The sequence below is a fragment of the Rhizobium sp. CECT 9324 genome, assembly GCF_918741265.1.
Taxonomy (GTDB): Bacteria; Pseudomonadota; Alphaproteobacteria; order Rhizobiales; family Rhizobiaceae; genus Allorhizobium.
Window position 1 is genome coordinate 1,705,581 of record NZ_CAKKMZ010000001.1, and the last position, 9,109, is coordinate 1,714,689.

Consider the following 9,109-nt stretch of genomic DNA (forward strand, 5'->3'; position numbering starts at 1 on the left):
TGCGGGCCTGGCCATGGCGACGGTGGCGCCCGAGATCAAGGCCGCACCCGATACGGTGACGGCAGCGTTCGAGGACTTCATGCAGGCCTTCGAGGCCTTCAAGGAGGGCAATGACCAGCGGCTGTCGGAGATCGAGCACAAGCTGACCGCCGATGTCGTGACCCGCGACAAGGTCGAGCGGATCAACAAGGCGATGGACGACCAGGGCCGGCTGCTCGACGAACTGGCGCTGAAGAAGCTCAGGCCGCCGCTGTCGCGCGGTGGTCGCGATGTACAGGGTCACGGTTATGGTCAGGGACAAGGTCAGGGCCTGGGCCCTGATCTGCGCAGCCCCGCTGATGCCGAACACAAGGCGGCCTTCGAGGCCTATATCCGTCGTGGCGACGATGCGGCCTTGCGCGACCTTGACCAGAAGGCGCTGAATGCCGGCGTGTCGGGCGAGGGCGGCTATCTCGTGCCGCCGGAAACCGATGGCGAGATCGGCCGTCGGCTGACCGCGATTTCGCCGATCCGGGCGCTTTCGACCGTGCGCCAGGTGTCGGGTTCGGTGCTGAAGAAGCCGTTTGCAGCCGCGGGTTTTGCCGCCGGCTGGGTGGCCGAGACGGCGGCCCGGCCGCAGACCGCGACGCCGGAACTGTCGGAACTGTCGTTTCCGACCATGGAACTCTATGCCATGCCGGCGGCCAGCCAGGCGCTGCTCGACGATGCCGCCGTCGACATCGAGGCCTGGATCGCCTCCGAGGTCGACATCGCATTTGCCGAGCAGGAGGGCACGGCCTTCGTCTCGGGCGATGGGATCAACAAGCCGAAGGGTTTCCTCAGCTATCCGCAGGTTCTCGACAGCGCCTGGACCTGGGGCAGCATCGGCTACAAGGCGACCGGCGTTGCCGGAGGTTTTGCCGCCAGCGGCGCCTCGGACGTGCTGATGGACGTCATCTACGCGCTGAAGGCCGGCCATCGCCAGAACGGCAGCTTCGTCATGAGCCGCCGGACGCAGGGTGAGATCCGCAAGCTGAAGGATGCCGATGGCAACTATCTCTGGCAGCCGCCGGCCCGCGTTGGCGACACGGCCTCGCTGGTCGGTTTCCCGGTCGCCGAGGCGGAAGACATGCCGACGATTGCAGCCGGTGCCACGGCGATCGCCTTTGGCGACTTTCGCTCGGGCTACCTGGTCGTCGACCGGGTCGGGGTGCGCGTGCTGCGCGATCCCTATTCGGCCAAGCCTTATGTGCTGTTCTACACCACCAAGCGCGTCGGCGGCGGGGTGCAGAATTTCGAGGCGATCAAGCTGGTGAAGTTTTCGGCTTGAGGGGGTGCTTTGGCCGGCCGGTGCGCGTGGGTTTAGCGGTAGCCCATTGGTGCTTTAGCTTCTCTGCCGTGGCTACCCCCCTCTGCCCTGCCGGGCATCTCCCCCACACGGGGGGAGATCGCGTTGGGTGGCGGCGGTGCCTCCGTGAGCGCTTCGAAAGCATCCGGTTCAATGGTTTGGGCCGCGACGCGTCGGTGATCTCCCCCCGTGTGGGGGAGATGTCGGCGGAGCCGACAGAGGGGGGTAGCGCAGCCGCCTACCCGCACCCAATTCAATTGCCATCCATCCAGACAACAGGAAAAAAATCCCATGACCTATATCCTGACGGCGCAGCCGGCGGTGGAGCCGTTGACGCTGGTCGAGACGCGGACGCATTTGAAGCTCGATACCGAGGAGGAAGATGCGCTGCTGCTCGGCTTGATTGCCGCGGCGCGCGAACATCTGGAGCGCGAGACGGGGCTGTCGTTGCTCACGCAAGGCTGGCGTCTTTGCCTCGACCGCTGGCCGGATGACGGCATCCTGACGCTGGCGCATGGGCCGGTGCGCAGGGTGACATCGGTGGTGGTCTATGACGGCGAGGGCATGGCGCAGGCGGTATCGCTGGATGGCCACCTGCTCGATGGCGCGGCGCGGCCGGCGCGGCTCTGGCTGCGCGACGTGCCGCAGCCGGGCCAGGCGTTGAACGGCATCGAGGTGGATTTCGAGGCCGGTCTTGGCGATACCGGCGCGGAGGTGCCCGACACGCTGAAGCGGGCCATGCTGCAGCATGTCGCGGCGATGTTTGCCTTTCGCGGTGTGCTGCCGGCCGAGGCCCAGCCGGCGGTGGTGCCGCCGGGCTATGACCGGCTGATCGCGCCCTATTGCCGGCGGAGGCTCTGACAATGGCACGAATGGCAGCGATGCTGGATCTTGATCCCGGCCGGCTGACGGCGCGGCTTGTGCTGGAGCGGCCCGACCCTGTCGGCGATGGCCAGGGCGGGGCGGAGATCGGTTTTGTCGAATTTGCTAGCGTCTGGGCGCTGATCGAGCCGGTGGGTTTTGCCGAGGAAGAGCGGGGCGCGGGGGCCGTTGCCAGCGTGACCCATCATGTGACGTTGCGAGCAAGGACCGATCTCGCCCCCGGCCAGCGGTTTCGCAAGGGCGCGCGGCTGTTTGTCATCATCGCGCTGCGCGATCCCGACGAGACCGGGCGCTATGCGCTGGCCCGCTGCCGGGAGATCGTCGGATGACGGCGGTGGAAGAGACCGGCATGGCTTTGGCGCGTCTGCTGCGACGGGCATTGAACACGCGGCTGGAACGGCTGGATGCCGCGCGTCAACCGCCCGTGGACGGCCGCAAGCAGGACAGAATTTCAAACGTGACGGAGGTCGATGATGGGCGCGCCGGTCAATGAATTGCTCGCGGCCCTGCAGGTGGCGGTGATGGCCGATGCAGCGCTTTCCGCATTGGTCGGCGCGGACGGATTTTCCGACCGGCGGCTGCGCGCGACGCGGTTTCCGGCGATCAGCCTCGGCACTGTCGAGGCGCGGGATTGGTCGACGGGGACCGAGACGGGCTTCGAGGTCCTGCTCACGCTCGAGGCATGGAGCGAGCAGGGCCGACGTGAGGCGGAGGTGCTGGCGGATCGGCTACGGCAGCTGGCGCAAGGGCTGGAACCGGCGCTGGCCAGCCTGCGACTGGTCAACATGGTGCATCGGCGGACGGTCAGCCGGCGGGAGGCGAAGACGGGACTGTTCGTGGCGGAGGTGACGATGCGGGCGGTGGTGGAGTAGTGGGGGTTGGTTGAAATTGACGCGACTGCCATGTATGGTCATTGTCCATACAGATGGGGTTTGCCATGGCTGGCTTGAAGAAAACCGAGACGATAAACCTGCGCGTCGACCTGACGACACGCGATCTCATCGCGCGGGCGGCCGAGGCGACGGGCAAGAGCATGACGGCCTTCATGACGGAGGCGGCCCAGGCTGCGGCCGAACAGGAACTCCTGGACCGGCGTTTTATCAATCTCGATGCGGCCGCTTTCGACGAATTGGAGGCTTTGCTGGACGGACCGGCCAAGGCGAACGCGGCTTTGACCGATCTTCTGCGTTCGCCGCGCGATTGACCGGAGGATGGAACGTTTCGTCGAACCATTGACGGATCGTCACGACGTCGATCGGTTCGAGAGCGGTCGACCGGTGCTCGATCAGTTTCTCAAGCAGCAGGCGCTGTTCAACCAGTCCAACGGCTTTAGCCGAACGCATGTGATTGTGCAGGATGACCGGCGCGTTGTCGGCTATTTTTCGCTTTGCGCCGGCATGATCAATCGCAAGGAGGCGCCACGCCAGGTCGGCGGTCATGGCGCTCCGGGCGAAATACCGGTTGCCTTGCTGGCGCGGCTGGCGGTCGATCGGCAGTTCCACCGGCAGGGGATCGGGCGGGACTTGCTGAGATCAGCCTTGCTGCTCACTGTTGCGGCCAGCGAGAGCGTGGCGTTTCGCGCCGTGATGGTTCATCCGCTCGACGACGAGGCGCGCCTGTTCTACCGGCACTTCGGGTTTCGAGCAGCGAAAGGCTTGGAGCAATCCATGCTGCTGCCGATGCAAGACATCCTCGCGGCGATCGGCCGTTAGCCTTTCCGGTACATGCCGGCTCAGCCATCGGCGTCTAGAGCATTTCCGGCGAAAACGGAGTCGCCTTCAATGCTCTATCTCTTTGTTTTTACACAATTCCTGACGCAAAACCGGTTCCCACTTTTGCTGGAATTGCTTGACGTTTCACGCAATTTCGCGGGGTTCGCTCCCGACGGCGCTCGCTGTGTCCGGAGCGCTGTGCCGCGCGATCAGGGCCAGGGCCGCGACGGCTGAAAAGGCGATGATGGCGAAGGCGACGCAGAGATAGAGCCCGGCATTGACGCCGGAGCGGTCGATAATCGCCGTCATCAGCACGGGCGCAAGCGCATTGGCGAGGTTTTGCGGCAGGGCGAGGCGAGCAGACTGCGCGGCGAAACGGCTGGCGGAGAAGAAGCTCAGCGGCAGAAGCGCGCGGGCAATCGTCGAGACGCCGGAGCCGAAGCCGTAAAGGGCGGTGAAGAGGAAAAGCCCGGTCGTGTCGCCGGTGGAAAAGATCAGCGACAGCGTGGCGATGACCAAGAGGCCGGTGCCGACCATGCCGGTGATCAACGGCGTCGAGCGCGCACCGAAGACGACATCGACGGCGCGGGCGGAAATGCCGAACACGGCGCGCAGCGAGCCGAGCTCGAGCGCCAGCTGCGGCGTGGCGCCGGACAGTTCGAGGATATGCAGCAGCGACGGCGACAGGCCGAAGGTGATCAGGCTGACCAGCGAGGTCGACAGCGCGATCAAAAGGAAGGCGATCATGCCCATGCGCCGGCTGAGCGCCAAAGGCTCGATGCTGTCGGCGGCACGCTCGGCATCGGAACGCTCGATCGCGATCCGGCCGATGGCGAGATGGAGCGGCAGGCAAAGGATCAGTTGCGCAAGGCCCGATGCGACCAGCGCGCCGCGCCAGCCGAGCGCCTGTTCGGCGAGCGCCAGCAGCGGCCAGCAGACAGCGGACGACAGGCCGGTGAAGATCATCAGGATGCCGATCGTGCGCTTGGCGCTACGGCCCTCGCGTTCGACCACGGCGGCAAACGCCGGCACGGAGAGGCCAAGGCTGCCGCCGATCCCGAGCAGCAACCAGCCGAGGCCATAGAGAACCACGCCCTGTGCGGCCGCAAGCGTGAAAAGGCCCAATGCCATCAGGATCGAGCCAAAGGCCAGGGTGCGCGCGGCGCCGTGTCTGGCGATCATCCGGCCAGTCAGCGGGCCGAGGGCCGCCATCACCAGCATCATCACCGTCAGGCCGGCAAAGACCGCTTCATTGGCCATGCCGAGATCGGCGGCGATCTTGCGTCCGAGCACGCCGGGCATGTCGAAACTGGTGCCCCAGCCGATGATCTGGCTGGCAGACAGGGCGGCAATCAGGGCGGTGCGAGCAATGTTCATGACGACTCGAGGGGAATGCAACCGGAAGGATGGCGCGGTTGTAGGGTGAAAACACGCAATGCGACAGCGGTAAATCTCTTCCAGCGAGACATTCCAATATTTCTGCAAACACAAGGACGACGGACATGGTGGCACAGAAGGGCAAGGATCTGCTGCTCAAGATCGACGAGGGGGCGGGTTTCGTGACGGTGGCGGGATTGCGGGCGCGCAGGCTGGCATTCAATGCGCAGGCGGTCGATGTGACCGATGCCGAGAGCGCCGGGCGCTGGCGCGAATTGCTGGCGGGGGCGGGGGTGAGGCGGGCATCGCTGACCGGGGCGGGCCTGTTCAAGGACCAGGCATCGGATGGGCTGGTCCGGGCAAGCTTCTTTGCCGGGTCGATCCTCAACTGGCAGGTGGTGATCCCGGATTTCGGCACAGTGACGGCGCCGTTCCAGGTGACGGCGCTGGAATATGCCGGCAATCACGACGGCGAGCTGACCTTCGAGCTGGCGCTGGAATCGGCTGGTGCCGTTTCCTTTGCGGCGCTGTGAGGCCGCGATGCACGAACCTGTGACGGTGAGCCGGGCCAATCGCCATCGCGGCGAGGTCGAGGCGGTGATCGATGGTGAACGGCGTATCCTATGCCTGACGCTGGGTGCGCTCGCCGAGCTGGAAACCGCCTTCGGTGCCGAAAGCATGGCTGATCTCGGCAGCCGGTTTTCAAGCGGTCGGCTGAAAAGCGCCGACCTGATCCGCATCCTTGCCTGCGGCCTGCGCGGCGGCGGCAACCGGCTATCCGACGACGATGTCGCCGACATGGCGGTCGAGGGCGGGCTGGCGGGCGCGGCAAGACTGGTGGGTGATCTGCTGGCGGTGACGTTTTCCGCCGCACCTCAATCCGCATCGGGCGAGGCGACAGCCTCCCCTTGATGGCCGCAGGCGATGAGACCGCAGCAGCTATGCGTCCCTTTCCCTGGGACATGGCGATGGCTGTGGGGCTCGGTCGCCTGCGGCTTGATCCAAGAGTGTTCTGGGGCTTGAGCCTGCGCGAATTTGCAGCCGTTGCCGGGCTGATCGGCCAGGGCGGCGGTGCGCTGACGCGGCCGGCGCTGGCGGGGTTGATGCAGCGGTTTCCGGATGGGTGACGCGGTGGCTGGAGGCACTCCTTGAGGGCGCCTTGAGGGCAAAAAGATGCGTAACGGGAAACACCCCCACCCGCCGCTGCGCGTCGACCTCCCCCCTCAAGGGGAGTTGAGAATTCCGGCATTCGTCGAAGACTGTCATCGACGCAGCGTGTTCAGCGAACAATCACAGGAGAGGTCCTATGGCCGATGATGATGACCGGCTTGCCGTTTCGCTCGATCTCAATGGTTCGGCGGCGCTGGCCGTGCTCGATGATCTCGAAAGCCGCTCGGCCAGTTTCGGCCGCGCGCTGACGGGCGCGCTGAAGACGGCGACGACGGGTGGCAAGGGGCTGGAGGAGACACTGCGCACAGTCGGGGTGCGGCTGTCCGATATTGCCCTGTCGGCCGGGCTGAAGCCGCTGGAAAGCCTGCTCGGCCAGGTTACGTCCGGACTGGTGTCTAGCCTGACCTCTGGCCTGACCTCTGGCCTGACCTCTGGCCTGGCCTCTGGCCTGACCGGCAGTCTGTCGGCCAGCGCGGGCTCCACCCCGGCCTTTGCCGCCGGCGGCGTGCCGGGGCGCATCATGCCGTTTGCCGATGGCGGGGTGGTCTCGGTGCCGAGTTACTTTCCGATGGCTGGCGGCTTCGGCCTGATGGGCGAGGCCGGGGCCGAGGCGATCCTGCCGTTGAAGCGTGGGGCCGACGGGTCGCTCGGCGTCGCATCCGAGGGCGGCGGCGTGACCCAGATCCATTTCAACGTGACGGCGACCGATGCGGCGAGCTTTGCCCGCAGCGAAGGCCAGATCACCGCCATGCTGGCCCGTTCGGTCGGACGCGGCCGGCGCAATCTATAGCGGTGGCGCGTCTGCAGGCGGGCAGTGGTGTCAGGGGCATCGCAGGACGGGTATCGCTGTCAGAGGCATGGCTGTGAGGCACGGCTGTGTGGGGTATCGCTCAGAGGGGCGCGGCCTTGGGCGCGCGCCTGCGGGAGGGCAAGCCTTCAGGAGGGCACGGTGCCGGATTTCATTGTCGCGGCTGCCGGAGCGATCGCTGCGGGCAGTTTCTTTTCCATCGGAGGGTGCCATGAGCTTTCATGAGGTGCGTTTTCCGCTGCGCCTGTCGCTGTCGATCAGCGGCGGGCCGGAACGCAAGGTCGATATCGTCAACCTGTCGAACGGCCGCGAGGCGCGAAACCGGCGCTGGCGCGATGCAAGGCGGCGTTATGATGCCGGATCGGGGGTGCGGTCTGTGGCGGATCTCTATGCGGTGCTCGAATTCTTCGAGGCCCGCGGCGGTGCGCTGCACGGTTTTCGCTTTCGCGATCCGGTCGATTTTTCCTCCAGCGCACCGGGCGATCCGGTCACCGGCCTCGACCAGCTGATCGGAATCGGCGATGGCGAGATGGACGTGTTCCAGCTGGCAAAGACCTATGGCGACGCGTTGGCGAGCCATCGGCGCGAGATCAGCAAACCGATCGACGGCACGGTTCGCATCGCGGTCGGCGGCGTGCCGGTGGCTGCCGGCGCATTTGTCGTCGATACGGCGACCGGCATCGTCAATTTTGCCGAAGGGCATGTGCCGGCAGAGGGTGTCGAGATCCGCGCCGGCTATGAGTTCGACGTGCCGGTGCGTTTCGATATCGACCGCATTGAACTCAATCTGGAAGCCTTTCGCGCCGGCCGCATTCCCTCCATCCCGCTGATCGAGATCGCGCCATGAGACAGTTGCCCGAGGCCTTTAACGCCCATATCGAAATGGGCGCAACGACCATGTGCCGGGCCTGGCGGCTGACGCGACGCGACGGCGCGGTGCTCGGCTTTACCGAGCATGACCATGCGCTGGATTTTGACGGCACGACCTTCGAGGCGGCGAGCGGCTTTGCGGCGAGCGAGGCGCGCGTGGCGAGCGGGCTGCAGGCGCCGGCAGCAGCGGTCGAGGGCGGCTTTTCCAGCGCAGCGATCACCGAGGCGGATCTCGCTGCCGGGCGTTATGACGGCGCGCGCGTTGAACTCTTCCTGGTCAACTGGCGGGCGCCTGAGGTTCAGCATGCGTTGCTGGCTCTCCAGGAAATCGGCGAGGTCAGCCGGGCGGGGCCGGGTTTTTCGGCGGAACTCAGGAGCTTTGCCCACAGGCTGCAGCAGCCGACAGGGCGGATCTACAATCGCCGCTGCGATGCAGACCTTGGCGACGGCCGCTGCCGGGTGGACATGACGGTCGGCGGGCGGCGGGTGATGGCTCTGGTCGCGGCGGTGGAAACGCCGGACCGGCTGGTGATCGCCGGGCTGCCGGATCTCGGCGCCGGGCATTTCCGGCTGGGGCGGCTGCGGTTCGACGCCGGCATCCTCGCCGGGCGGACGGTGGCGGTCGAGGAAAGCGGCGCGACGGAAGGCGGCGCGGCTTCGATCCGGCTCTGGCTGCCGCTGGAGGCGGAGCCGGTCGTCGGCGATCCGGTGACGCTCAGCATCGGCTGCGACAAGAGTTTTGCCATGTGCCGGGAGCGCTTCGGCAATGGCCTGAATTTCCAGGGCTTTCCGCATATGCCGGGCAGCGACTTTGCCTATTCCTATGTCAGCGGCGAGACCACGCATGATGGCTCGGTGCTGTTTGATTGAAGCGCGGTGGTGAGGCGGCGAACGTGGCGTCCCCTCACCAGCAATTTCTAGCACTTAGCTGACGCTAAGGTGCTGAAATTGCGTCCTCTCCCT

General features: G+C 66.1%; 14 protein-coding genes. 13 read left to right on the forward strand and 1 reads right to left on the reverse strand.

What is annotated here, in order from left to right:
* Nucleotides 1-13: 13 nt before the first annotated feature.
* The 7 genes from LQ231_RS08420 to LQ231_RS08450 all read left to right on the forward strand — a co-directional run bounded on the left by LQ231_RS08420 (nucleotide 14) and on the right by LQ231_RS08450 (nucleotide 3,921).
* Nucleotides 14-1,309, forward strand: coding sequence for a phage major capsid protein (locus tag LQ231_RS08420; protein ID WP_230173292.1), 1,296 nt, complete (start codon nucleotides 14-16; stop codon nucleotides 1,307-1,309).
* A 309-nt stretch (nucleotides 1,310-1,618) separates the two neighbouring features.
* On the forward strand, nucleotides 1,619-2,188 hold the full coding sequence (locus LQ231_RS08425) for a phage head-tail connector protein (RefSeq protein WP_230171008.1): 570 nt from the start codon (nucleotides 1,619-1,621) through the stop codon (nucleotides 2,186-2,188).
* Between the two features lie 2 nt (nucleotides 2,189-2,190).
* Entirely contained in the window at nucleotides 2,191-2,538 is a 348-nt protein-coding gene (locus tag LQ231_RS08430) for a phage head closure protein (protein ID WP_230171009.1), read from the forward strand.
* The gene (locus tag LQ231_RS08435) at nucleotides 2,535-2,702 is read left to right on the forward strand and encodes a hypothetical protein (RefSeq protein ID WP_230171010.1); all 168 of its coding nucleotides are present in this window, start codon (nucleotides 2,535-2,537) and stop codon (nucleotides 2,700-2,702) included. Before LQ231_RS08430 ends, LQ231_RS08435 begins: the two co-directional genes overlap by 4 nt.
* Nucleotides 2,680-3,081: a DUF3168 domain-containing protein gene (locus tag LQ231_RS08440; protein WP_230171011.1), complete on the forward strand. Its 402-nt coding sequence runs from the start codon at nucleotides 2,680-2,682 to the stop codon at nucleotides 3,079-3,081. Before LQ231_RS08435 ends, LQ231_RS08440 begins: the two co-directional genes overlap by 23 nt.
* Nucleotides 3,082-3,146: 65 nt before the next feature.
* On the forward strand, nucleotides 3,147-3,413 hold the full coding sequence (locus LQ231_RS08445) for a DUF1778 domain-containing protein (RefSeq protein WP_230171012.1): 267 nt from the start codon (nucleotides 3,147-3,149) through the stop codon (nucleotides 3,411-3,413).
* A 7-nt stretch (nucleotides 3,414-3,420) separates the two neighbouring features.
* The gene (locus tag LQ231_RS08450; RefSeq protein WP_230171013.1) at nucleotides 3,421-3,921 is read left to right on the forward strand and encodes a GNAT family N-acetyltransferase; all 501 of its coding nucleotides are present in this window, start codon (nucleotides 3,421-3,423) and stop codon (nucleotides 3,919-3,921) included.
* 144 nt (nucleotides 3,922-4,065) lie between these two features.
* Here LQ231_RS08450 and LQ231_RS08455 read toward each other — a convergent pair whose 3' ends face one another.
* On the reverse strand, nucleotides 4,066-5,298 hold the full coding sequence (locus LQ231_RS08455; protein WP_230171014.1) for an MFS transporter: 1,233 nt from the start codon (nucleotides 5,296-5,298) through the stop codon (nucleotides 4,066-4,068).
* Between the two features lie 125 nt (nucleotides 5,299-5,423).
* On the opposite strand from LQ231_RS08455, the gene LQ231_RS08460 reads away from it, so the two are divergent.
* From LQ231_RS08460 to LQ231_RS08485, 6 genes are all read left to right on the forward strand, one after another.
* A complete protein-coding gene (locus tag LQ231_RS08460) occupies nucleotides 5,424-5,831 on the forward strand; it encodes a phage major tail protein, TP901-1 family (protein WP_230171015.1) in 408 nt (135 codons plus the stop codon).
* 7 nt (nucleotides 5,832-5,838) lie between these two features.
* The gene (locus LQ231_RS08465) at nucleotides 5,839-6,210 is read left to right on the forward strand and encodes a gene transfer agent family protein (protein ID WP_230171016.1); all 372 of its coding nucleotides are present in this window, start codon (nucleotides 5,839-5,841) and stop codon (nucleotides 6,208-6,210) included.
* 29 nt (nucleotides 6,211-6,239) lie between these two features.
* Nucleotides 6,240-6,425, forward strand: coding sequence for a phage tail assembly chaperone (locus LQ231_RS08470; protein ID WP_230173294.1), 186 nt, complete (start codon nucleotides 6,240-6,242; stop codon nucleotides 6,423-6,425).
* A gap of 179 nt (nucleotides 6,426-6,604) precedes the next feature.
* Nucleotides 6,605-7,258, forward strand: coding sequence for a phage tail tape measure protein (locus LQ231_RS08475; RefSeq protein WP_230171017.1), 654 nt, complete (start codon nucleotides 6,605-6,607; stop codon nucleotides 7,256-7,258).
* A 229-nt stretch (nucleotides 7,259-7,487) separates the two neighbouring features.
* Nucleotides 7,488-8,123 carry a DUF2460 domain-containing protein gene (locus tag LQ231_RS08480; protein ID WP_230171018.1) on the forward strand — a complete coding sequence of 212 codons (636 nt, stop codon included), beginning with the start codon at nucleotides 7,488-7,490 and terminating at the stop codon, nucleotides 8,121-8,123.
* Entirely contained in the window at nucleotides 8,120-9,016 is an 897-nt protein-coding gene (locus LQ231_RS08485) for a DUF2163 domain-containing protein (protein WP_230171019.1), read from the forward strand. Before LQ231_RS08480 ends, LQ231_RS08485 begins: the two co-directional genes overlap by 4 nt.
* The last annotated feature ends 93 nt before the right edge of the window (nucleotides 9,017-9,109 follow it).